Raw genomic sequence first — 22,535 nt, forward strand, 5'->3', positions numbered from 1 at the left:
TCAAAACTGTGGGAGGGGGCTTGTCGAGTCGTCGCACCGCCCCGATAGCGATGGCGATGGCGCCGCAAAGTTGAGCCTGAACTGTTGCGGCGTCACCCCCAACCGGCGGTTGAACACACTGCGCATGTGCTGGGCATCGCGAAAACCGCATTGGTAAGCCACGGTTTTCAGCGGTGCGTGAGTACTTTCAAGCAGCACCCGCGCCGCATCCACCCGCGCCCGCTCGACAAACTCCGCCGGCGTAACCTGCGCTTCACGGGCAAACACCCGAGAGAAATTGCGCGCGCTCATATGCGCGGCCTTGGCCAGGTCGGCGATGGTCAGATCCCCGGTCAAATTCGCCAATACATACAGCTGCACCAACGCTACGGCCGAGGTGGTTTCGGCATGGGGCGTAAGAAACGGGCTGAACTGCGACTGCCCGCCTGAGCGCTGGGTGAACACCACCAGGCGCTTGGCCACGCTCAAGGCCACCTCAGGGCCGTGGTCCTGGGACAGCAGGTACAACGACAAGTCGATGCCCGCCGTGACCCCGGCGGAGGTGTAGAGATTGCCGTCCTGTACGTAAAGGCGGTCGGCTTCGACCTGGGCCGAGGGGCACAGGCGCGCCAGGTCAGCGGCGTCGCCCCAATGGGTGGTGACGGTTTTGCCGTCCAGCAGACCGGCACGGGCCAGCATGAAAGCGCCGTTGCAGATTGAGCCGAAGCGCTGCGCACGGGCGGTAGCGCCGCGTAGCCACTCACTGAACGGCGGCCCGAAATCCTCGAACGGCAACTGCGGGCCGCCGGCAACCAGCAGCAGGTCATAGGCTTGCAGGGCTTCGCTGAAATGCCTGTGGGCCTGAAGTGACAGGCCATTGGAGGCTGCCATCGTGCCGTGGCCGACACCGATCACTTCCAGTTGGTAATGGTCGTCGGGCGCGAGGAAACGGTTGGCCTCGCAGAACACGTCCATGGGGCCGGTCACGTCCAGGGACTGGACGCCGGGGAAGATCAGGATGGCGACGGTTTTGTGCATGGGCAAACCTTATATCTCGGGCTGACGCAAAACGCTGTGGGGGCTGGCTTGCCTGCGATGCAGACGACTCGGTCCATCAGGTATACCGAGGTGATGCTATCGCAGGCAAGCCAGCTCCCACATCTGATCGCGTACACCCTTGGCACGATGTCGCGCCAGATTGGCCGGGATCGCACCCTCGTCACCCTGGCCGCTTCGTGGGCGCGCGACCAGACTGGATGCTTTCCAGAGGAGAGCCACCATGACCACTTCCATCGCCGGCATCAAGATCCCCGACAGCGCCCTGGCCAAGGCCACTACCGAGTATATCCGCGACATCGAATCCGACCTGCTCTACCACCACTCGCGCCGGGTGTTTCTGTTCGGCGCGTTGAGCGGTGAGCGCAAGCAGTTGACCTACAACCCGGAGCTACTTTACGTCGGCGCGATGTTCCACGACCTCGGGCTAGTGGAAGGTCATCGCAGCGATAACGAGCGTTTCGAAGTGGACGGTGCCAATGCGGCCGCCGCCTTTCTAAAAGCCTTATGGGCTGAGCGATGACGATATCGAACAGGTGTGGCTGTCCATTGCCCTGCACACCACGCCAGGTGTGCCGCAACATCTGCGCCCTACCGTGGCGCTGGTGACGGCCGGTGTGGAGATGGACGTGCTGGGCATGGATTACGCCGCGTTTACCAGCGTGCAGCGCGAAGCCGTGGTGCATGCGCATCCACGGGGTGAAGGGTTCAAGGAGTGCATCATCTGCGCCTTTGCCGACGGCTTGCGCCATCGCCCGCAGACCACGTTTGGCAACGTGAAGACCGATGTGCTGGTGGATCAGGAGCCGGGGTTCAAGCCGATGAATTTTGTGGAGGTGATTCGCACGTCGCCTTGGGCTTGAAATGCAATCAACTGTGGGAGGGGGCTTGCCCCCGATTGCTGACTGCCAGTCACTGCATCTGTTGACTGATACACCGCTATCGGGGGCAAGCCCCCTCCCACATTTTGTATTACACCAGGCTTTAGACCGGTGCAGGCGCCCGGCGCTTGTCCGGCTGTTTCCAGCCATCTGCTGCCGCTTCTTCGATGGCTTGCTGAATGGCTTTCTTGCGGTGTTCTTCGGCGCGACGGCTGAAGAACCACACCAGGAAGGTCACCAGCGACACCGCCAGTAAGATCAGGCTGGCCACGGCGTTGATCTCGGGTTTAACCCCAAGACGCACGGCCGAGAACACTTCCATCGGCAAGGTCGTAGAGCCCGGGCCCGACACGAAGCTGGCCAGTACCAGGTCATCCAGCGACAGCGCAAACGACATCATGCCGCCCGCCGCCAGCGACGGCGCGATCATCGGGATGGTGATCAGGAAGAACACCTTCCACGGCCGCGCGCCGAGGTCCATGGCTGCTTCTTCGATCGACAGGTCCAGCTCACGCAAGCGCGCCGACACCACCACCGCCACATACGCCGCACAGAACGTGGTGTGGGCGATCCAGATGGTGACGATGCCACGTTCCTGGGGCCAACCGATCATCTGCGCCATGGCCACGAACAGCAGCAACAGCGACAGACCCGTGATCACTTCCGGCATCACCAGAGGCGCCGTCACCAGGCCACCGAACAGCGTACGGCCCTTGAACTGGCTGATGCGCGTCAGCACAAACGCCGCCAACGTACCCAACGCCACCGCGGCAACCGCCGTGTAGCAGGCGATTTCCAGGGAGCGGGCCACCGACCCCATCAACTGGGTGTTGTCCAGCAGGCCCACGTACCACTTGATCGACCAACCGCCCCACACCGTCACCAGCTTGGATTCGTTGAACGAGTAGATCACCAGGATCAGCATTGGCAGGTAGATGAACAGCAACCCCGCCACCAGCATGAAGCTTGAGAAACTGACGCGCTTCATATCTTGCCCTCCAATTCTTTGGCTTGGCTGCGGTTAAACAGAATGATCGGCACGATCAGGATCGCCAGCATCACTACCGCCAGGGCAGACGCCACCGGCCAGTCACGGTTGTTGAAGAATTCTTGCCACAACACTTTACCGATCATCAGGGTTTCCGGGCCGCCCAGCAGTTCCGGAATCACGAACTCGCCCACCACCGGGATAAACACCAGCATGCAGCCCGCGATGATGCCGTTCTTGGACAGCGGCACGGTGATTTTCCAGAAGCTGTTGAAGGTGCTCGAACCCAGGTCCGACGCGGCCTCCAGCAGGCTCTGGTCATGCTTCACCAGGTTCGCGTAAAGCGGCAGGATCATGAACGGCAGGTACGAATAGACCACGCCGATATACACCGCGATGTTGGTGTTGAGGATCTGCAGCGGCTCGTTGATCAGCCCCATGGACATCAGGAAGCCATTGAGCAGCCCGTTGTTGCTGAGGATGCCCATCCACGCATACACGCGGATCAGGATCGCAGTCCAGGTCGGCATCATGATCAGCAGCACCAGCACGGTCTGCATCTCTTTGCGCGCGGTGGCAATGGCGTAGGCCATCGGGTAGCCGATCAGCAGGCACAGCAGCGTGCTGAAAAACGCCATCTTCAGCGAGCCCAGGTACGCGGCGATGTACAACTCGTCGCCCGCCAGCAAGCTGTAGTTGGCCAGGTTCAGCACCACTTGCAGCTTCTGCTCAACGTAGGTGTAGATCTCGGTGTACGGCGGGATCGCTACGTCGGCTTCGGCAAAACTGATTTTCAGCACGATAAAAAACGGCAGGGCGAAAAACAGGAACAGCCACAGGAACGGAATCCCGATGACCACCTGCTTGCCACTGGGGACGAGGCGGTTCAAGCGCCGCTTGAGCTTTTTTGTGTTCATGAGCGAAGTACCACGCCGCTGTCGTCTTCCCACCACACGTACACCTGATCACCCCAGGTCGGCCGCTGGCCACGGCGCTCGGCGTTGGCCACGAAGGACTGCACCAACTTGCCGCTCGGCAGCTCCACGTAGAACACCGAGTGGCCGCCCAGGTAGGCGATGTCGTGCACCTTGCCGCTGGACCAGTTGTGCTCGCAGGTCGGCATTTCGGTGGTCACCAGCAGTTTTTCCGGGCGAATCGCGTAGGTCACCGACTTGTCTTCCACCGAGGTGGCGATGCCGTAGCCCACGTAGATGTCGCGGTCCAGGTCCGGGCACTTGAGCACCGCGTGGCCTTCGGCGTCGTCCACCACTTGGGTGTCGAAAATGTTGACGTTGCCGATGAACTCGCACACCAGACGGCTGGTAGGCGTTTCGTAGATGTCGATCGGGCTGCCGATCTGCGCGATCCAGCCCAGGTGCATGATCGCGATGCGTTCGGCCATGGTCATGGCCTCTTCCTGGTCGTGGGTCACCATCACGCAGGTCACGCCGACGCGCTCGATGATTTCGACCAGCTCAAGCTGCATCTGCGAACGCAATTTCTTGTCCAGCGCCCCCATGGGCTCATCGAGCAGCAGCAGTTTGGGGCGCTTGGCCAGGGAACGGGCCAGGGCCACACGCTGACGCTGGCCACCGGACAACTGGTGTGGCTTGCGCTTGGCGTACTGGCTCATCTGCACCAGCTTGAGCATCTCGGCCACGCGGGCGTCGACTTCGGCCTTGGGGATCTTGTCCTGTTGCAGGCCGAAAGCGATGTTCTGTGCCACCGTCATGTGTGGGAACAGGGCGTAGGACTGGAACATCATGTTGATCGGCCGCTCGTAGGGCGGCATGTCGGTGATGTCCACACCGTCGAGGTAGATGCGCCCTTCAGTCGGGCGCTCGAAACCTGCGAGCATGCGCAGCAAGGTGGACTTGCCCGAACCCGAACCGCCGAGCAGGGCGAAGATCTCGCCTTTCTTGATTTCCAGGGACACATCGTCCACGGCAATCGTCTCGTCGAACTTCTTCGTGACCCGGTCGATTTTGACCAGCACCTTCTTCGGTGTCTGGTCCCCTTCGAGGGCTTTCTTATAGGCGCCGGAGGCAACTGCCATTTACGAAACTCCCAGAAAAAAAGAGTGCAGAACGTCCAATACGGACGAACCTTGGATAGGTTGAGCCTTACTTGCCCGTCTTGACCTTGGTCCAGCTACGGGTCATTAAACGTTGCACTTTCGGGGGTAGCTCGAAGTTGACGAATGTCCGATCGAGAACCGCCTGCGGTGGGTAAACCGCTTCGTCGGTGCGTATCGATTGCTTCATCAGTGTGTCCGCCCCTGGGTTAGGGTTGGCGTAACCGACGTAATCACTGACCTGGGCGATGACCTCAGGTTGCAGCAAATAGTTGATGTAGGCGTGGGCCTCTTTGACGTTGGCGGCGTCCTTGGGGATCGCCAGCACGTCAAACCACAGGTTGCCGCCTTCTTTCGGAATTGCGTAGGCGATGTTCACGCCTTTGCCAGCCTCAGCCGCACGGGCCTTGGCCTGGAACACATCACCGGAGAAACCGGCCGCCACGCAGATGTTGCCGTTGGCCAGGTCGGAGATGTATTTGGAGGAATGGAAGTAGGTCACGTAGGGCCGCACTTTGAGCAGCTTTTCTTCGGCCTTTTTGTAGTCGTCCGGGTTGGTGCTGTTGGGATCCAGGCCCATGTAGTTGAGCACCGCCGGCAGCATTTCATCTGCCGAATCCATGAAGGACACGCCGCAAGTGGCCAGCTTCTTCATGTTTTCCGGCTCGAACAGCACGGCCCAGGAGTCGATCTTGTCGACGCCCAGCACTTCCTTCACTTTGTCGACGTTGTAACCGATGCCGTTGGTGCCCCACAGGTACGGCACGGCGTACTGATTGCCTGGGTCGTTCTTTTCCAGACGCTTGAGCAACGCCGGATCAAGATTTGCGTAATTCGTCAGCAACGACTTGTCGAGTTTCTGGAACGCCCCGGCCTTGATCTGCTTGCCGAGGAAGTGGTTGGACGGCACGACCACGTCGTAGCCCGTACGCCCGGCCAGCAGCTTGCCTTCCAGGGTTTCGTTGGAATCAAACACGTCATACACGGGCTTGATGCCGGTGGCCTTTTCGAAGTTGGCCAGGGTGTCGGTACCGATGTAGTCCGACCAGTTATAAATATGCACCGTCGATGCGGCCTGCACGCTGACAGCCAGCGTGATACCTGCACCCACCAGCATGGCTTTGCGAAATAAAGAAATTGGCAAGTGGAGGTCCTCTTAAATAGTTGGGCCTGAAGTTGTTGCCCGGCAACAAAACCGGCGCGCAACTTACCCTCGATAAACCGATCCGGCAAAACTTTTTGTCATTTAATGTGTGGGAGAGGGGCAAGCCCTCTCCCACAGGTGTTGAGGCTTACTTGCCGGACTTGATTTTGGTCCAGCTGCGCGTCATTTCACGCTGGGTTGCGGCTGGCAAGTCAGCAATGGCGTAGAGCTTGGCTTGCACATCGGCTGGCGGGTAGATGCCCGGGTCGCTGGTGATGTCCTTGTCGACCAATGCCGTGGCCTTCTCGTTACCGTTCGGGAAACGCACGCTGTCGGTGATCGAAGCCATGACTTCCGGCTTGAGCAGGTAGTTCATGAATTTGTAAGCGGCGTCGACGTTTTCGGCATCTTTAGGGATGGCGACCATGTCGAAGAAGCTGCCAGCGCCTTCTTTCGGAATGTCGTAGGCAACCTTGATCTTGCCACCGGCTTCAGCCGCGCGGGATTTGGCCTGCTGGATGTCACCCGAGTAACCCACGGCTACGCAGATGTTGCCGTTGGCGAGGTCCGAGATGTACTTGGAGGAGTGGAAGTAGCCAATCGATGGGCGGATCTTGAGGAACAGCGCTTCGGCTTGCTTGAGATCGTCTTTCTTCTGGCTGTCGGTCGGCAGGCCCAGGTAATGCAGCGCGATCGGCAGCATTTCGGTTGGCGAATCGAGGAAGCTCACGCCGCAGCTTTTGAGCTTGGCGATGTTCTCAGGCTTGAGCAGCACGTCCCACGAGTCGATCTTGTCCACGCCCAGTGCGGCCTTGACCTTCTCCGGGTTGTAGCCGATGCCGATCGAACCCCACATGTACGGGAAGGCGTGCTTGTTGTCCGGGTCGCTGACCGACACGGCTTTGAGCAGGGACTTGTTCAGGTTGCTGTAGTTGGACAGCTTGGATGTGTCCAGCTCTTGGTAGACACCGGCCTTGATCTGCTTGGCGAGGAAGTTGTTCGACGGCACGACGATGTCGTAACCGGACTTGCCCGCCAGCAACTTGGCTTCCAGGGTCTCGTTGCTGTCAAAAACGTCGTACACCACTTTGATGCCCGACTCTTTTTCGAAGTTGGCGATGGTGTCCGGTGCAATGTAGTCGGACCAGTTGTAGACGTGCAGCACTTTATCGTCTGCCTGGGCCGCGCCCGCCATTGCGCCCATCAGGGACAAGGCGAGGAGGGTCTTGCCAGCGTTCTTCAAACCTAATGCCTTCATTTGGTGATGCTCCAATTTTTTCTTTTGAGCCGCAGCCTGCGTTATCTGCCGCAGGCGGAGACTAGCACTTAGCCCTGCAATGCCGCCAAAGTCAGGTCCAGACACTTGCGCGCCTTGGTCACCAACTCGTCGATCTCGGCCTTGCTGATCACCAGCGGCGGCGAAATGATCATGGTGTCGCCCACGGCGCGCATGATCAGGCCGTTGTTGAAGCAGAAGTTGCGGCAAATCATGCCGACGCCCTTGCCTTCATAGCGCTTGCGAGTGGCCTTGTCCTGCACCAGTTCAATAGCGCCCAACAGACCCACACCGCGCACTTCGCCCACCAACGGGTGATCATTGAGCTCGCGCAGACGACGCTGCAAATAGGGTGCCGTTTCGCTGTTGACCTGCTCGATGATTTTTTCATCACGCAGGATGCGGATGTTTTCCAGGGCCACTGCGGCGGCCACCGGATGACCGGAATAGGTGAAACCGTGGTTGAAATCGCCGCCTTCGTTCAGCACCTCGACCACTTCGTCACGCACGATGAGGCCGCCCATAGGGATATAGCCCGAGGTCAGGCCTTTGGCGATGGTCATCATGTCTGGCTTGAGGTCGTAGAAGTCGCTACCAAACCACTCACCGGTACGGCCAAACCCGCAGATCACTTCGTCGGCCACAAACAGGATGTCGTACTTGGCGAGGATTTCCTTGATGCGCGGCCAGTAGGTGGCGGGCGGGACGATCACACCACCGGCACCCTGGATCGGTTCGGCAATAAAGGCACCGACGGTGTCCACGCCCAGTTCGAGGATCTTTTCTTCCAGCTGGTTGGCGGCCCAGATCCCGAATTCCTCAGGGCTCATGTCGCCGCCTTCGCCAAACCAGTACGGCTGGGCGATGTGGGTGATGCCCGGGATCGGCAAGTCGCCCTGTTCGTGCATATACGTCATACCGCCAAGGCTGGCGCCAGCCACGGTTGAGCCGTGGTAGCCATTCTTGCGGCTGATGATGGTTTTCTTGTTCGGCTGGCCCTTGATCGCCCAGTAGTGGCGGACCATGCGCAACATGGTGTCGTTGCCTTCGGAGCCGGAGCCGGTGAAGAACACGTGGTTCATGCCGGCAGGCGCGATGTCGGAAATGGCCTTGGCCAGCTCCAGCACCGGCGGGTGAGCGGTCTGGAAGAACAGGTTGTAGTACGGCAGTTCTTTCATTTGTTTGGCAGCGGCGTCAGCCAGTTCATCGCGACCGTAACCGATCGCCACGCACCACAGGCCGGCCATGCCGTCGAGGATCTTGTTGCCTTCGCTGTCCCACAAATACACGCCGTGGGCTTTGGTGATGATCCGTGGGCCTTTCTCTTTCAATTGCTTGAAGTCGCTGAACGGCGCCAGGTGGTGATCGTTGCTCAAGGCTTGCCATTCACGGGTTTGCGGGTTGTTGCTGGACATACCAATCTCCTGAAATTTCAGTGAAGGGCGCACGGCGCGAGCCGCGCGCCCGGCGCATCAGACGGCGAAGAGCAGGAATTCCCGCTCCCACGAACTGATCACGCGCTTGAAGTTTTCATGCTCGGCCCGCTTGACCGCGACGTAGCCTGTGATGAATTTCTGACCCAGGTATTTCTCGATGGTCTTGCTGTTTTCCATGCGTTCCAGGGCGTCTTCAATGGTCAACGGCAGACGCAGGTTGCGCCGCTCGTAACCACGACCCACCACCGGCGCGCTCGGGTTATGGCCTTCAACCATGCCGATGTAGCCGCACAGCAGACTGGCGGCAATCGCCAGGTACGGGTTGGCGTCGGCGCCCGGCAGGCGGTTTTCCACACGACGGTTCTGCGGGCCGGCATCCGGTACGCGCAGGCCGACGGTGCGGTTTTCTTCGCCCCATTCCACGTTGACCGGCGCCGAGGTGTCGGGCAGGAAGCGGCGGAACGAGTTCACGTTAGGGGCAAACAGTGGCAGCAATTCGGGGATGAATTTCTGCAGGCCGCCAATGTGGTTGAGGAACAGCTGGCTCATGCTCCCGTCTTCATTGGAGAAGACGTTCTTGCCGGTGGCGATGTCGATGATGCTCTGGTGCAGGTGCATCGCGCTGCCGGGCTCGCCGGTCATCGGCTTGGCCATGAAGGTGGCCGCCACGTTGTGCTTGAGCGCGGCTTCGCGCATGGTGCGCTTGAACACCAGGATCTGGTCGGCCAGGGACAGCGCGTCGCCGTGACGGAAGTTGATTTCCATCTGCGCGGTGCCGTCTTCGTGGATCAGGGTGTCGAGGTCCAGCTCCTGCAGTTCGCACCAGTCGTAGACGTCTTCGAACAGTGGATCGAATTCGTTGGCCGCTTCTATAGAGAAGGATTGGCGACCGGTCTCCGGGCGCCCGGAACGACCGATCGGCGGTTGCAACGGGAAGTCCGGGTCTTCGCAGCGTTTGGTCAGGTAGAACTCCATCTCCGGCGCCACAATGGGCTGCCAGCCTTTGTCGGCGTAGAGCTGGAGGACTTTCTTGAGCACGTTGCGCGGCGACAGCTCGATCGGGTTGCCTTGCTTGTCGTAGGTGTCGTGGATCACCTGGGCGGTCGGCTCGATGGCCCACGGCACCAGGAACACCGCGTTCTGGTCGGGGCGGCAGATCATGTCGATGTCGGCCGGGTCGAGCAATTCGTAATAGATGTCGTCTTCGACATAGTCGCCGGTCACGGTCTGCAACAGAACGCTCTCGGGCAGGCGCATGCCTTTTTCGGCGATGAACTTGTTGGTCGGCGAGATCTTGCCCCGGGTGATGCCGGTGAGGTCGCCAATCATGCATTCGACTTCTGTGATCTTGTGGTCTTTCAACCAATCGGTGAGCTGGTCGAGGTTGTTACTCATAAATGCCTCTGGGCTGGGTTTCCTGGCATCCATTAAAGGCCAGGCGTTGGTTGACGCAGCATCCGCGTCGTTTGTTCATTCAGGGTAGGAGCTTACCTGCCATTTGCTGCAGCGTTGCATTCCTCACGCCAAAGTCGTGCACAATCTTGATCGGTTCCTTGAAAAGGCGCCGGTCAGGGGCAGTTGAGGGGGCAAAGAAAAGGTCGGACGGGCCGTCAAGAATATTGGCCGGTGCCGGGGCATTCACGCGGGGCGAACGGACTGCGGACAACGCCTGGCAGAAGCAGGCATAGACGCCGAGTGGCGGCAGGTGAAACATGAAGCACCCCGGTATTATTGCTGTTATGGGTTTGAATCGAGCTTAGCCTTGTTCATTTTTTTACACAACACCCCCGTAAAAAATACAACACGGCCCGCTCAAGCCTGCGATTCCCAAGCCGGTCAAATGCAAAAAACCGCCCCAAAAAGCCCCAAAAAAGGCTTCGCGGCGCTTTTTTAGGGCAAAAAAGGCCTCGCTTGACTTCGGCATGCCGTTCGGGTTGACTGAAACCAGAAAAGATCAATGATTGATATTTTTAACAACAAAGGTGTTGCATCATGTCGGTACCCCCGCGTGCCGTTCAGCTTAACGAAGCGAACGCGTTCCTTAAGGATCATCCTGAGGTTCTGTACGTAGACCTTCTAATTGCGGATATGAATGGTGTGGTGCGCGGCAAGCGCATCGAACGCACCAGCCTCCACAAGGTTTACGAGAAGGGCATTAACCTGCCTGCCTCTTTATTTGCCCTGGATATCAATGGCTCGACGGTGGAAAGCACCGGCCTGGGTCTGGACATCGGTGATGCTGACCGAATCTGTTATCCAATCCCCGATACCCTGTGCAATGAGCCTTGGCAAAAGCGCCCTACCGCGCAACTGCTGATGACCATGCACGAACTTGAAGGTGAACCTTTCTTCGCCGATCCCCGCGAAGTGCTCCGCCAGGTTGTAAGCAAATTTGACGACCTCGGTCTGACCATCTGCGCTGCCTTCGAGCTTGAGTTCTACCTGATCGACCAGGAGAACGTGAACGGCCGCCCACAACCGCCCCGCTCGCCGATCTCCGGCAAACGCCCGCACTCGACACAGGTCTACCTGATCGACGACCTCGACGAATACGTCGACTGCCTCCAGGACATTCTGGAAGGTGCCAAAGAGCAAGGCATCCCGGCCGACGCCATCGTCAAGGAAAGTGCCCCGGCGCAGTTCGAAGTGAACCTGCACCATGTCGCCGACCCGATCAAAGCGTGCGATTACGCGGTACTGCTCAAGCGCCTGATCAAGAACATCGCCTACGACCATGAGATGGACACCACCTTCATGGCCAAGCCTTACCCAGGCCAGGCAGGCAACGGGCTGCACGTTCACATTTCGATCCTGGACAAAGACGGCAAGAACATCTTTGCCAGCGAGGATCCCGAGCAGAACGCCGCATTGCGTCATGCGATCGGCGGTGTGCTGGAGACCCTGCCCGCCCAAATGGCGTTCCTGTGCCCCAACGTCAACTCCTACCGTCGTTTCGGCGCACAGTTCTACGTGCCGAACTCGCCGTGCTGGGGCCTGGACAACCGCACCGTGGCGATTCGCGTACCGACCGGCTCGTCCGACGCCGTACGTATCGAACACCGTGTGGCCGGCGCCGACGCCAACCCTTACCTGCTGATGGCTTCGGTCCTGGCAGGCGTGCACCACGGTCTGACCAACAAGATCGAGCCTGGCGCACCCGTGGAAGGCAACAGCTACGAGCAGAACGAGCAAAGCCTGCCGAACAACCTGCGTGATGCCCTGCGCGAGTTGGACGACAGCGAGGTGATGGCCAAGTACATCGATCCTAAATACATCGATATCTTCGTCGCCTGTAAGGAAAGTGAGCTGGAAGAGTTTGAACACTCCATCTCCGACCTTGAGTACAACTGGTATCTGCATACCGTGTAAGCGGCGGTTGCATTGAAAAAACGCCACAGGCCTTTGGTCTGTGGCGTTTTTTTATGGGTTTGTTCCGGGGGACCGAGTCGGCCTTATCGGGGGCAAGCCCCCTCCCACACTGTGAGTGTGTTCACAGATCAAAATGTGGGAGGGGGCTTGCCCCCGATGGCGGTCTGGCAGACAACCCACCTCTGTGCTCATACAATGCCCGCTGCCTTGTAGGAGACTTCCATGACCACCCGCCCCGCCACCCCGCGTAAACCCCGTGCCCGCAGCCAGGCCCGGATCGACGCGATCCTCGACGCCGCCCGCACACTGCTGGCCGCCGAAGGCGTGGCCAGTTTGTCGATCTACAGCGTGGCCGAACGTGCACAGATTCCGCCGTCGTCGGTGTACCACTTTTTCGCCAGCGTACCGGCGTTGCTGCAAGCGTTGACGGCCGATGTGCACGCCGCGTTCCGGGCAGCCATTGAGGCGCCTATCGAGCATGAGCCGCTCAAGCACTGGCGCGACCTGTCCTACGTGATCGAGCAGCGCATGCTCACCATCTACAGCAACGACGCCGCCGCTCGGCAGTTGATCCTGGCCCAGCACGGACTAACCGAAGTGACCCAGGCAGATCGCCAGCACGATCTGGAGTTGGGGGATTTGATGTTGGCGGTGTTCAGCCGTCACTTCGAAGTGCCGACCCTGCCCACCGATGTGGATGTGTTCGCGCTGGCGTTGGAATTGAGTGATCGCGTGTATGCGCGCTCGGTGCATCAGCATGGGCTGATTACGCCGCGCATGGCGGAGGAAGGAATGCGTGTGTTTGATGCTTACGTGGGGCTGTATTTGCCGGCGTACCTGCCCAAGCGTTGAGTCTTGTATTGGGTGATCTGGCCTCATCGGGGGCAAGCCCCTCCCACATTTTGAGTGTGTTCACAGTTCAACATGTGGGAGGGGGCTTGCCCCCGATAGCGGTCTGAAAATGATCACAACTTGGCGATCGACACCTCGGTCGACTTAACAAACGCAATCACTTCACTGCCGATCACCAGCTCCAACTCTTTGACCGAGCGCGTGGTGATCACCGAAGTGACGATCCCGGAGGCGGTCTGCACGTCGATTTCCGACAGCACGTCGCCGATTACGATTTCCTTGATGGTGCCTTTGAACTGGTTACGCACGTTGATGGCTTTAATAGTCATGGTGTTTTTCCTTCGCGGGACAAGTGAGTTATTGAGCCCAACGCAATTGCGTAGGCAGCGGTGAAACAGGTTCGGGTTCCGGCGGCGTGCCGGGCAACGACAGCACACGGTTGAGCACTTCGGCTTCCAACGCGGCCAGGCGGTGTGAACCACGGGCACGCGGACGTGGCAGGTCGACGATCAAATCGAGGCCGATTTCGCCGTCTTCGATCAGGATCACCCGGTCGGCAATCGCCACGGCTTCACTGACGTCATGGGTCACCAGCAACACGGTGAAACCGTGCTTCTGCCAGAGGTTTTCGATCAGTTGCTGCATCTCGATGCGGGTCAGGGCATCCAGCGCCCCCAATGGCTCATCGAGCAGCAGCAGGCGCGGTTGATGGATCAGCGCACGCGCCAGGGCAACACGTTGTTTCTGGCCCCCGGACAGCGCTGCTGGCCACTCATTGGCACGCTCGGCCAGGCCGACCGCTTCCAGTGCTTCGAGCGCTTTGGGGCGCCAATTGCCAGTGAGACCCAGGCCCACGTTGTCGATGATCTTTTTCCACGGCAGCAAACGTGCTTCCTGGAACATCAACCGCGTGTCTTCAATCGCTTCGCTCAGCGGCGCGGAGCCGGCCAGCAGCTCGCCGCCACTGGCTTTGTCCAAGCCGGCCAGCAGGCGCAGCAAGGTACTTTTGCCGCACCCGCTGCGGCCGACCACAGCCACGAACTGGCCCGCCGGAATGTGCAGGTCAATCTCTTTGAGCACTTCCCGTGCGCCGAACGATTTGCGCAATTTGCGCACCGCCAGGGGTATCCCCTTGAGCAGGCGCGGAGGTTGTTGAGCCGTCATGCCGCACCTCCTTTATTCACTTGATACGCCGGATGCCATCGCAACCACACCCGCTCCAGACCGCGCGCCGCCAGGTCGGCCAGTTTGCCGAGGATCGCGTACATCACGATGGCCAGCACCACCACGTCGGTTTGCAGGAATTCACGGGCGTTCATTGCCAGGTAGCCGATGCCCGAGCTGGCAGAGATGGTTTCCGCCACGATCAGCGTCAACCACATAAAGCCCAGGGCAAAACGCACACCCACCAAAATCGAAGGCAGCGCGCCCGGCAGGATCACTTGCCAGAACAGGCTGAAACCGGACAAACCGTAACTGCGCGACATTTCCACCAGCGCCGGATCGACGTTGCGGATGCCGTGATAGGTGTTCAGGTAGATCGGGAACAATGTGCCGAGGGCGACCAGGAAAATCTTCGCGGTCTCGTCAATCCCGAACCACAGGATCACCAGCGGAATCAGCGCCAGGTGCGGCACGTTGCGGATCATCTGCACCGAGCTGTCCAGCAGGCGTTCGCCCCACTTTGACAGGCCGGTGATAAACCCCAGCGCCAGGCCGATGCTGCCGCCGATCACAAAGCCCAGGCCGGCGCGCCAGCCACTGATGGCCAGGTGCGTCCAGATTTCGCCACTGGCAACCAAGTGGACACCGGCTTCAATCACCGCACTGGGCGCCGGCAGAATGCGCGTCGACAACCAACCCGCCGACACCGACAACTGCCACACCGCCAGCAATAGAATCGGCAGCACCCAGGGCGCTACGCGATGGCTCAATTTTTCAAGGTACATAACGCCGCCTCAGCTCTGTGACGCAGCTTTGGGAAGGATGTCGTTGGCGACCATTTCGCCGAACGGGCTCACGTAACCGGCGCTTTTCGGCAGCTCGGGACGTTCGATGTCCAGGTGCGGAAACAGCAGTTCAGCCACGCGATACGACTCTTCCAGGTGTGGGTAGCCGGAGAAGATAAAGGTGTCGATGCCCAGCGCGGCGTACTCCTTGACCCGCGCCGCAACCGTTGGGCCATCGCCCACCAAAGCAGTGCCCGCACCACCGCGTACCAGGCCGACACCGGCCCACAGGTTGGGGCTGACTTCGAGGTTGTCGCGGTTGCCGCCGTGCAAGGCGGCCATGCGTTGCTGGCCGACCGAATCGAAGCGCGCCAGGGAAGCCTGGGCGCGGGCGATGGTGTCGTCATCCAGATGGGAGATCAGTTTGTCGGCGGCTTTCCAGGCTTCATCGTTGGTTTCGCGCACGATCACATGCAGGCGAATGCCGAAGCGCACGGTGCGCCCGAGTTTCGCGGCCTTGGCGCGTACCTGTTCAATCTTTTCTGCGACGGCGGCCGGGGGCTCGCCCCAGGTCAGCACCATTTCCACCTGTTCGGCGGCGAGGTCCTGGGCAGCTTCGGAAGAACCGCCGAAGTACAGCGGCGGACGCGGTTGCTGGATCGGCGGATAGAGCAATTTGGCGCCTTTGACGCTGATGTGCTCGCCGTCGTAATCCACGGTTTCGCCTTCCAGCACACGGCGCCAGATGCGGGTGAATTCCACCGACGCCTGGTAGCGTTCCTCGTGAGTGAGAAACAAGCCATCGCCGGCCAATTCTTCCGGATCACCACCGGTGACCAAGTTGAACAACGCACGGCCGCCGGACAGGCGATCCAGGGTCGCAGCCTGACGCGCCGCCACCGTCGGGGAAATGATCCCGGGGCGCAGGGCAACAAGGAATTTCAGACGCTGGGTCACCGGGATCAGCGAGGCGGCCACCAGCCACGAGTCTTCGCAGGAGCGTCCGGTGGGGATCAACACCCCGCCGAAGCCCAGGCGATCAGCGGCCTGGGCCACTTGCTGCAAATAACCGTGGTCGACGGCGCGAGCGCCTTCGGCGGTGCCAAGGTAATGGCCGTCGCCGTGGGTAGGCAGGAACCAGAAAATATTGAGGCTCATGGAGTTGTCTCCTGAAGAAGTCGAATTACGGCGCTTTGGCCACAGCGGCGGGTGGCGTCCAGATCACGTCCTTGATGCTCAAGGGCTTGGGGATCAATTTGAGTTGGTAGAAGGTATCGGCGATTTTCTGCTGGGCGGCGACCACCTCAGGAGTCAGAAACAGCGCGCCGTAGCCTTGGCGTTTCACCGAGGTCAGGGTGATGTCCGCCGGCAGGCCAAGCAGGGGCGCAACTTGTTCAGTCACTTCCTGTGGGTTGGCCTTGGACCATTCGCCCACGGCACGCACTTCTTCAATCAGCGCCTTGACCACTTCAGGGTGCTGCTCGGCGTAGGGTTTGGTCGCCAGGTAGAACTGATGGTTGTCGGCGATGCCGCTGCCGTCGCGCAGGGTGCGGGCTTGCAGTTGTTTCTCGGCGGCAGCCTGGTATGGGTCCCAGATCACCCAGGCATCTACGCTGCCACGTTCGAATGCGGCGCGGGCATCGGCGGGCGGCAGGAACACCGTCTGCACGTCGGTGTATTTGAGGCCGGCGTCTTCCAGTGCACGCACCAGCAGGTAGTGCACGTTGGAGCCTTTGTTGAGCACGATTTTCTTGCCCTTGAGCTCGGCCACCGATTTGATCGTCGAGTCTTTCGGCACCAGGATCGCTTCACTGGTCGGCGCTGGCGGCTCGTAGGCCACGTAGAGCAGATCGGCACCTGCCGCCTGGGCGAACACCGGTGGGGTTTCGCCGGTAACGCCGAAGTCGATGGAGCCGACGTTCAGGCCCTCAAGCAATTGCGGGCCGCCCGGAAACTCGGTCCATTGCACCTGCACGCCTTGGGCGGCCAGGCGTTTTTCCAGGGTGCCCTTGGCCTTGAGCAGCACCAGAGTGCCGTACTTCTGATAACCGATCCGCAGGGTCTCGGCGGCTTGAGCTTGAACAATGGCGCCGAAGGACACAGCCGCAGCAAACAGTGCGACCAGACCACGACGCAAGATGACAGTGCGCATGGCGCTCTCTCCAAATATGCGATTAGGGTTTTGGCTGCACCTGCTTGGCCGTTGGCGGCTGAGTAAGGTGAGTGTTTCTTAAAGGGGTAAGGCTCAGATGCTCCAGCGAGCAGTCAACAAACGGTCATTCAACACATGGGGGTCCAGCGGTTTCGGGCGACGGGCCATGGCGCTGTAGAGCTGCTCCAGCGACTCATGCAAACGGTGTTCGAGCACAGGCACCAGTTGCGCCTGAGCGCTGCCTTCGGCGTAGGCGATCTGGCTGTCTTCGGCAAAAATGCCGTGGAGCAATTCCTGGGCTTTCAACGCCGACAGCACCGGTTTGAGTGCGTAGTCCACGGCCAGCATATGGGCGATGCTGCCACCGGTGGCCATCGGCAAAACGATCTTGTGGGCCAGGGCGCGTTCAGGCAGCAGGTCGAGCACGGTTTTCAATGCACCCGAGAACGACGCCTTGTACACCGGCGTGGCGATCACCAGACCATCCGCATTAGCCACCTGTTGCAGCAGGTCGATGACCTTGGGGCTGTCGAAGCGCGCATGCAGCAAGTCTTCGGCCGGGAAGTCCCGTATCTGGTAACTCACCACTTCAACGCCTTTGTCTTGCAACCATTGACGGGTTTTTTCCAGCAAGACCCCGGAGCGGGAACGCTGGCTGGGACTGCCTCCAAGTGTTACGACCAACATGCAGGAATTCCTTGAGCTAGTGCCGGCGGTTCGCTGTGTGGCGATGGCGCCAATATGTGACAGACCTTATCAGCAGATTTATATATCTATAAATCTTATTTTTTCATTTGTTTATTCTTTAAATGCATATGCGAGTTATAAACCGCCAGGCGAAAAAAAAGGCCGTCGAAACGGCCTGAAAACCCCTGCTGTGATTCACTTTCAAAGGTGTTGCATTGACCGACACCATCGGGGGCAAGCCCCCTCCCACAGGAGAACGCGGTCAACTGTGGGAGGGGGCTTGCCCCCGATGGCTATATCCGCTTCAACGATTGGGTTGCGGGGTGAGCCGCAGGTACGGCTTCACAGCGCGATAGCCCTTGGGAAAGCGCTTCTTGATCTCTTCCTCATCCTTGAGCGACGGCACAATCACCACTTCATCACCGTCCTGCCAGTTGGCGGGGGTGGCGACCTTGTGGTTGTCGGTCAGCTGCAGCGAGTCGATGACCCGCAGGATTTCGTGGAAGTTACGCCCGGTGCTGGCCGGGTATGTGATGGTCAGGCGAATCTTTTTGTTCGGGTCGATCACGAACAAGGAGCGCACGGTGAGGGTGTCACTGGCGTTCGGGTGGATCAGGTCGTAGAGGTCCGAGACCTTGCGGTCGGCGTCGGCCAGGATCGGGAAGTTGACGATAGTGTTCTGGGTTTCGTTGATGTCTTCGATCCACTTGTGGTGCGAATCCACCGGGTCGACCGACAGGGCGATGGCCTTGACGCCGCGCTGGGCGAACTCGTCCTTGAGCTTGGCGGTAAAACCCAGCTCGGTGGTGCACACCGGGGTGAAGTCCGCCGGATGGGAAAACAACACACCCCAGCTATCGCCCAACCATTCGTGGAAACGAATCTTGCCGGCGCTGGAATCCTGTTCGAAGTCGGGGGCGATATCGCCCAGTCTTAGGCTCATGGTGTGGCTCCTGGTGAGTGCTTATGGAGCCCACTGTGCATGGATTACAGATGATTTAAAAAGAATAAATATCGATCTATCTAGACGATAAAGGAATATTAAAAAAGGGTTCATTGGACGTGCGCAGGGACGAGGCGCACCATCGTTTCCAAGGTTCGAGAAGGCCTTGAGACGCTGCACAAAGAGGGGTTCAGGAAGGGCTTGCGGGGGTTTAGCCCGACTTGAAAGCAAGACACCTTGCCCGGCGTTGCGCCGGGCAAGGTTTTTACAGTCTTACAACAGTGGCAGCGAGTAGCTGACGATCAGGCGGTTTTCGTCCTGATTACGCTGGCCAGCAATGTCGTTGCGCCACATGGCGTTTTTCCACGCCACACCAACGTTCTTGAACGTGCCTTCCGGTACAACGTAGGCAACAGTGATGTCACGTTCCCACTCGTTCGCGCCATTGGAGTTCACAGTCGGTTGCGGCCTTGTAGCGCCGACGGCACCGCGGGTATCGATGTCGTCGCCACGCAGGTAGACCACACCAGCGGTCAAACCAGGTACGCCAACCTTGGCGAAATCGTAAGCGTAGCGAACCTGCCAGGTACGCTCACCGGCACGGGCGAACTTGGAGATCTGCGAGTCAGTGGTCAGGTAAGCAGACGAACCGTCGCCCTGGTTCAGCCATGGGAAGTCGCTGTCGCCGTTGCTGACCTGGTAACCGCCACCGAAGGTGTGCCCTGCCACCGAGTACAGGAACAAGCCGCTGTACAAGTTGTTGTCGACTTTACCTTTGACGATGTTATTGCCTGCGGCGTTAGTGCCGTAGTCACCAGTGGTGAAGTAGTTGGCGTCGTTGCTGTTGTTACCATCAGCACGGCTGTTGAAGTAGCGCAAGTCGGTCTTCAACACGCCAGGACCGATCGCCCAGTTGTGCAGCAGACCCAGGAAGTGCTGTTTGTAGAACTGATCCAGATTGCCATAGTAGTACTGGGCAGTCAGGTCTTTGGTGATTTTGTAGTCACCACCGGCATAGTAGAACTTGTTGCTGTCGCGACCGCTGGCGGTACGACCGTTGGCACCTGCGATGGACAGGTTTTCAACGTTGCTGGAGTTACGACCCTTGGCCTTTTCGATCTGACCGGCAACGAGTGTCAGGTCCTTGATGTCGCCAGAAGTGATCTGGCCACCTTGGAAGGTCTGAGGCAGCAGGCGACCGTCGTTGGTCACGATGACCGGTAGCTTAGGTTGCAGGGTACCGAGCTTCAGTTCTGTCTGGGAGATCTTGGCTTTGGCAGTCAGGCCCAGGCTGGAATAGTTATCAACGGCTTCGCCGTTGGACTTGCTCGGGAAAACCGTGCCGCCGTACGAACCGTAGTTGGTAGCGGTCTTGGCGCTGGCGCCGTTGGTGCCGCCGCCCGAATCCAGACGCACGCCCAGCAGGCCGATGGCGTCAAGACCGAAGCCCACGGTGCCTTGGGTATAACCGGAGATGAAGCGCAGGTCGAAAGCCTGACCCCATTCTTCTTGCTTGTTCTGCGCGCCGGCCGCTTTGGTAGCGTCGTCACGGTTATCAGTATTGATATAGAAGTTACGCAGCCCCAGTGTGGCCTTGCTGTCTTCGATAAAACCGGCAGCGCCTGCTTGCTGGGCGATCGCGCCCAAAGCTACAGCCAAAGCCAAGGTGGACTTATTCATGTACCGCTCCTCTCATTTCTAATTTTTGTATTTCTTCGGTCTCGGGTCTGACGCCCTCGATCCACAGATGCGCGATTACCACCGGATAGTGACTGACAAGTCAATCGTAACCTTGTGTGTCTACTACCTTCGTCTAATCGCAGTTGATTTGGTCCCTGCAGGGTAATGAGTTTTTCATACACCCAAAAAGAATTATTTCATTCTTTTTCATACGATCCAGGAATAAGCCTTTGCATGACTCGGACAGGTCAGGGTAGACCAGCCGCTCCATAAGCTAATTCCTAAAGGGTATTTTTTAGCGCTTTTTTAGATCGATTAGTGTGATCGCTCTGTTGCATACGTCACCCACGATCAAAAAGGCGACGCCATCATGGCCAAACGCATATCCTCCCGTCAATTTGTTACAGTTTTTGTGTCACTAATAATTTCTTGTGCTGTCCAAGCCGCCGATTTGACCATCGGCAACCTCGGTTCCAGCCCGCTGGCAGCAGCTGCCTCGCGCAATCTCCCCATTGTCGCGTTCATCGTATCGGCGCAAATCAATATATTCGGCCTTCGTGACCGACAAATTCACCAAGGAATAAATGCGCTCAAACATGTGGGAGGGGGCTTGCCCCCGATGGCGGTGTATCAGTCGCTCATTAGGTGACTGACACTCCCTCATCGGGGACAAGCCCCCTCCCACATTTGGATCCTCAGCGCGTTGAAGATCAGGCTTACAGCGCCTTTTCGAAGATCTTCGAATTACGCTGGTAGTTGTACAGCGACGCCCGCGCCGACGGCAGCCGGTCGACGGTACTCGGTACAAAACCACGCTCACGGAACCAGTGAGCGGTACGGGTGGTGAGGACGAACAAGGTTTTCAAGCCTTGGGCCCGGGCACGGGTTTCAATGCGTTCGAGCAACTCATCACCACGCCCGCCATGGCGATACTCCGGGTTCACCGCCAGGCACGCCAACTCACCCGCATCCGAATCGGCAATCTGATACAGCGCCGCACAGGCGATGATCATGCCTTCGCGCTCGACCACGCTGAACTGCTCGATCTCACGCTCCAGCACTTCCCGCGAACGGCGTACCAGGATGCCTTGTTCTTCCAGCGGGCTGATCAGGTCGAGCAAACCACCGACGTCTTCAATCGCCGCCTCGCGCACCAGTTCGAATTGCTCCTGGGCCACCAAGGTGCCGCCGCCATCGCGGGTAAACAGCTCGGTGAGCAACGCGCCATCTTCGGCGTAACTGACGATATGGCTGCGCCCTACCCCGCCCCGGCAAGCCTCGGCCGCCGCGTCAAGCAGCTCGGCCTGGTAGTTGCTGCTACCCAGGCGTTGCAGGTGAGCCGGCACTTGTTGCGGACGCAGTTCGCGCACCAACCGGCCATTTTCATCGATCAGGCCCAGGTCGGCGCCGAACAGCAGCAGTTTGTCGGCACCCAGGTCGATGGCGGCGCGGGTGGCGACGTCTTCGCAGGCCAGGTTGAAGATCTCACCGGTGGGCGAGTAACCCAATGGCGATAGCAGCACGATGGATCGCTCGTCCAGCAAGCGGTTGATGCCCTTGCGGTCGACCCGACGCACTTCGCCGGTGTGGTGGTAATCCACGCCTTCGAGCACGCCGATCGGACGCGCCGTGACGAGGTTGCCGCTGGCCACCCGCAGGCGCGAACCCTGCATCGGCGATGAGGCCATGTCCATCGACAAGCGCGCTTCAATAGCGATACGCAAGTGGCCGACCGCGTCAATCACACACTCCAGCGTCGGCGCGTCGGTGATGCGCATGCCTTCGTGATAAGCCGGGACCAGGCCACGTGCTTCAAGGCGCGCTTCGATTTGTGGGCGCGAGCCATGAACCAGCACCAGCCGCACGCCCAGGCTGTGGAGCAGCACCAGGTCGTGGACGATATTGCCGAAGTTGGGATGGTCCACACCGTCGCCAGGCAGCATGACTACAAAGGTGCAGTCGCGGTGGGCGTTGATGTAGGGCGAAGCGTGACGAAGCCAATTGACGTATTCGGGCATAACACCTGGGCCTGTAATAAAAAGCAGCCAAAAAAGGAAGGATCGTGAAAA

At 59.3% G+C, this 22,535-nt stretch carries 20 protein-coding genes and 2 pseudogenes; 4 read left to right on the forward strand and 18 right to left on the reverse strand.

Annotated elements, in window-relative coordinates; all coding sequences use genetic code 11:
- A complete protein-coding gene (locus tag EJD88_RS24080) occupies positions 1-1,017 on the reverse strand; it encodes a GlxA family transcriptional regulator (protein WP_158879183.1) in 1,017 nt (338 codons plus the stop codon).
- Between the two features lie 241 nt (positions 1,018-1,258).
- On the opposite strand from EJD88_RS24080, the pseudogene EJD88_RS24085 reads away from it, so the two are divergent.
- Positions 1,259-1,898 (forward strand): annotated as a pseudogene (locus EJD88_RS24085) (HD domain-containing protein).
- A 121-nt stretch (positions 1,899-2,019) separates the two neighbouring features.
- Here EJD88_RS24085 and EJD88_RS24090 read toward each other — a convergent pair.
- The 8 genes from EJD88_RS24090 to EJD88_RS24125 form a co-directional block, all read right to left on the reverse strand.
- Positions 2,020-2,904 (reverse strand): ABC transporter permease subunit, encoded by an 885-nt coding sequence (locus tag EJD88_RS24090; protein WP_099585906.1) that lies wholly within the window; start codon positions 2,902-2,904, stop codon positions 2,020-2,022.
- Positions 2,901-3,821, reverse strand: a complete 921-nt coding sequence (locus EJD88_RS24095; protein ID WP_099585907.1) for an ABC transporter permease subunit — start codon at positions 3,819-3,821, stop codon at positions 2,901-2,903. Before EJD88_RS24095 ends, EJD88_RS24090 begins: the two co-directional genes overlap by 4 nt.
- Complete coding sequence (locus EJD88_RS24100; protein WP_003195240.1) at positions 3,818-4,960, reverse strand: ABC transporter ATP-binding protein; 1,143 nt, start codon at positions 4,958-4,960, stop codon at positions 3,818-3,820. Before EJD88_RS24100 ends, EJD88_RS24095 begins: the two co-directional genes overlap by 4 nt.
- A 67-nt stretch (positions 4,961-5,027) precedes the next feature.
- Entirely contained in the window at positions 5,028-6,122 is a 1,095-nt protein-coding gene (locus EJD88_RS24105) for a polyamine ABC transporter substrate-binding protein (RefSeq protein WP_099585908.1), read from the reverse strand.
- 148 nt (positions 6,123-6,270) lie between these two features.
- Positions 6,271-7,365 carry a polyamine ABC transporter substrate-binding protein gene (locus EJD88_RS24110; RefSeq protein ID WP_099586239.1) on the reverse strand — a complete coding sequence of 365 codons (1,095 nt, stop codon included), beginning with the start codon at positions 7,363-7,365 and terminating at the stop codon, positions 6,271-6,273.
- Between the two features lie 83 nt (positions 7,366-7,448).
- The gene (locus EJD88_RS24115; RefSeq protein ID WP_099585909.1) at positions 7,449-8,813 is read right to left on the reverse strand and encodes an aspartate aminotransferase family protein; all 1,365 of its coding nucleotides are present in this window, start codon (positions 8,811-8,813) and stop codon (positions 7,449-7,451) included.
- A 57-nt stretch (positions 8,814-8,870) separates the two neighbouring features.
- Positions 8,871-10,229, reverse strand: a complete 1,359-nt coding sequence (locus tag EJD88_RS24120; RefSeq protein ID WP_099585910.1) for a glutamine synthetase family protein — start codon at positions 10,227-10,229, stop codon at positions 8,871-8,873.
- A gap of 79 nt (positions 10,230-10,308) precedes the next feature.
- Positions 10,309-10,548, reverse strand: coding sequence for a hypothetical protein (locus tag EJD88_RS24125; RefSeq protein WP_099585911.1), 240 nt, complete (start codon positions 10,546-10,548; stop codon positions 10,309-10,311).
- Between the two features lie 278 nt (positions 10,549-10,826).
- Here EJD88_RS24125 and EJD88_RS24130 point away from each other — a divergent pair, with 278 nt between their 5' ends.
- Together EJD88_RS24130 and EJD88_RS24135 are read left to right on the forward strand one after the other, a co-directional pair.
- A complete protein-coding gene (locus EJD88_RS24130) occupies positions 10,827-12,203 on the forward strand; it encodes a glutamine synthetase family protein (RefSeq protein ID WP_003213894.1) in 1,377 nt (458 codons plus the stop codon).
- A 222-nt stretch (positions 12,204-12,425) separates the two neighbouring features.
- On the forward strand, positions 12,426-13,055 hold the full coding sequence (locus tag EJD88_RS24135; protein WP_158879184.1) for a TetR/AcrR family transcriptional regulator: 630 nt from the start codon (positions 12,426-12,428) through the stop codon (positions 13,053-13,055).
- A gap of 113 nt (positions 13,056-13,168) precedes the next feature.
- Here the strand turns inward: EJD88_RS24135 and EJD88_RS24140 are convergent, their stop codons facing one another.
- From EJD88_RS24140 to EJD88_RS24175, 8 genes are all read right to left on the reverse strand, one after another.
- Positions 13,169-13,384: a molybdopterin-binding protein gene (locus EJD88_RS24140; protein ID WP_158879185.1), complete on the reverse strand. Its 216-nt coding sequence runs from the start codon at positions 13,382-13,384 to the stop codon at positions 13,169-13,171.
- Positions 13,385-13,412: 28 nt separating this feature from the next.
- Entirely contained in the window at positions 13,413-14,219 is an 807-nt protein-coding gene (gene ssuB / locus EJD88_RS24145) for an aliphatic sulfonates ABC transporter ATP-binding protein (protein WP_032884247.1), read from the reverse strand.
- Positions 14,216-15,004 (reverse strand): aliphatic sulfonate ABC transporter permease SsuC, encoded by a 789-nt coding sequence (gene ssuC / locus EJD88_RS24150; protein WP_158879186.1) that lies wholly within the window; start codon positions 15,002-15,004, stop codon positions 14,216-14,218. The genes ssuB and ssuC overlap by 4 nt, the downstream gene beginning before the upstream one ends.
- 9 nt (positions 15,005-15,013) lie before the next feature.
- Complete coding sequence (gene ssuD / locus EJD88_RS24155; RefSeq protein ID WP_099585914.1) at positions 15,014-16,162, reverse strand: FMNH2-dependent alkanesulfonate monooxygenase; 1,149 nt, start codon at positions 16,160-16,162, stop codon at positions 15,014-15,016.
- 25 nt (positions 16,163-16,187) lie between these two features.
- Positions 16,188-17,156: a sulfonate ABC transporter substrate-binding protein gene (locus EJD88_RS24160; protein WP_099585915.1), complete on the reverse strand. Its 969-nt coding sequence runs from the start codon at positions 17,154-17,156 to the stop codon at positions 16,188-16,190.
- 93 nt (positions 17,157-17,249) lie between these two features.
- Positions 17,250-17,843, reverse strand: coding sequence for an NADPH-dependent FMN reductase (gene ssuE, locus EJD88_RS24165; RefSeq protein WP_112192705.1), 594 nt, complete (start codon positions 17,841-17,843; stop codon positions 17,250-17,252).
- A 304-nt stretch (positions 17,844-18,147) separates the two neighbouring features.
- Positions 18,148-18,786, reverse strand: coding sequence for a peroxiredoxin (locus EJD88_RS24170; protein WP_016978988.1), 639 nt, complete (start codon positions 18,784-18,786; stop codon positions 18,148-18,150).
- Positions 18,787-19,059: 273 nt separating this feature from the next.
- Positions 19,060-20,466 carry an OprD family porin gene (locus EJD88_RS24175; RefSeq protein WP_158879187.1) on the reverse strand — a complete coding sequence of 469 codons (1,407 nt, stop codon included), beginning with the start codon at positions 20,464-20,466 and terminating at the stop codon, positions 19,060-19,062.
- Positions 20,467-20,836: 370 nt separating this feature from the next.
- Between EJD88_RS24175 and tauA the strand changes: the two are divergent.
- Positions 20,837-21,010: pseudogene (gene tauA / locus EJD88_RS24180) on the forward strand (taurine ABC transporter substrate-binding protein); the annotation flags it as partial.
- Positions 21,011-21,182: 172 nt separating this feature from the next.
- Here tauA and argA read toward each other — a convergent pair.
- Complete coding sequence (argA, locus tag EJD88_RS24185; RefSeq protein ID WP_099585918.1) at positions 21,183-22,484, reverse strand: amino-acid N-acetyltransferase; 1,302 nt, start codon at positions 22,482-22,484, stop codon at positions 21,183-21,185.
- Positions 22,485-22,535: the final 51 nt, after the last annotated feature.

This window comes from Pseudomonas sp. PB105, from assembly GCF_009764655.1.
Taxonomy (GTDB): domain Bacteria; phylum Pseudomonadota; class Gammaproteobacteria; order Pseudomonadales; family Pseudomonadaceae; genus Aquipseudomonas; species Aquipseudomonas cyclaminis.

What these genes read in the sequence shown, in the direction of transcription:
- ssuD (WP_099585914.1), bottom strand. Translation starts at nt 16,162, where the DNA reads ATGAGCCTCAATATTTTCTGGTTCCTGCCTACCCACGGCGACGGCCAT.
- EJD88_RS24175 (WP_158879187.1), bottom strand. Translation starts at nt 20,466, where the DNA reads ATGAATAAGTCCACCTTGGCTTTGGCTGTAGCTTTGGGCGCGATCGCC.
- ssuB (WP_032884247.1), bottom strand. Translation starts at nt 14,219, where the DNA reads ATGACGGCTCAACAACCTCCGCGCCTGCTCAAGGGGATACCCCTGGCG.
- EJD88_RS24135 (WP_158879184.1), top strand. Translation starts at nt 12,426, where the DNA reads ATGACCACCCGCCCCGCCACCCCGCGTAAACCCCGTGCCCGCAGCCAG.
- EJD88_RS24130 (WP_003213894.1), top strand. Translation starts at nt 10,827, where the DNA reads ATGTCGGTACCCCCGCGTGCCGTTCAGCTTAACGAAGCGAACGCGTTC.
- EJD88_RS24120 (WP_099585910.1), bottom strand. Translation starts at nt 10,229, where the DNA reads ATGAGTAACAACCTCGACCAGCTCACCGATTGGTTGAAAGACCACAAG.
- argA (WP_099585918.1), bottom strand. Translation starts at nt 22,484, where the DNA reads ATGCCCGAATACGTCAATTGGCTTCGTCACGCTTCGCCCTACATCAAC.
- ssuC (WP_158879186.1), bottom strand. Translation starts at nt 15,004, where the DNA reads ATGTACCTTGAAAAATTGAGCCATCGCGTAGCGCCCTGGGTGCTGCCG.
- EJD88_RS24115 (WP_099585909.1), bottom strand. Translation starts at nt 8,813, where the DNA reads ATGTCCAGCAACAACCCGCAAACCCGTGAATGGCAAGCCTTGAGCAAC.
- EJD88_RS24100 (WP_003195240.1), bottom strand. Translation starts at nt 4,960, where the DNA reads ATGGCAGTTGCCTCCGGCGCCTATAAGAAAGCCCTCGAAGGGGACCAG.
- EJD88_RS24160 (WP_099585915.1), bottom strand. Translation starts at nt 17,156, where the DNA reads ATGCGCACTGTCATCTTGCGTCGTGGTCTGGTCGCACTGTTTGCTGCG.
- EJD88_RS24080 (WP_158879183.1), bottom strand. Translation starts at nt 1,017, where the DNA reads ATGCACAAAACCGTCGCCATCCTGATCTTCCCCGGCGTCCAGTCCCTG.
- EJD88_RS24095 (WP_099585907.1), bottom strand. Translation starts at nt 3,821, where the DNA reads ATGAACACAAAAAAGCTCAAGCGGCGCTTGAACCGCCTCGTCCCCAGT.
- EJD88_RS24090 (WP_099585906.1), bottom strand. Translation starts at nt 2,904, where the DNA reads ATGAAGCGCGTCAGTTTCTCAAGCTTCATGCTGGTGGCGGGGTTGCTG.
- EJD88_RS24170 (WP_016978988.1), bottom strand. Translation starts at nt 18,786, where the DNA reads ATGAGCCTAAGACTGGGCGATATCGCCCCCGACTTCGAACAGGATTCC.
- ssuE (WP_112192705.1), bottom strand. Translation starts at nt 17,843, where the DNA reads ATGTTGGTCGTAACACTTGGAGGCAGTCCCAGCCAGCGTTCCCGCTCC.
- EJD88_RS24125 (WP_099585911.1), bottom strand. Translation starts at nt 10,548, where the DNA reads ATGTTTCACCTGCCGCCACTCGGCGTCTATGCCTGCTTCTGCCAGGCG.
- EJD88_RS24140 (WP_158879185.1), bottom strand. Translation starts at nt 13,384, where the DNA reads ATGACTATTAAAGCCATCAACGTGCGTAACCAGTTCAAAGGCACCATC.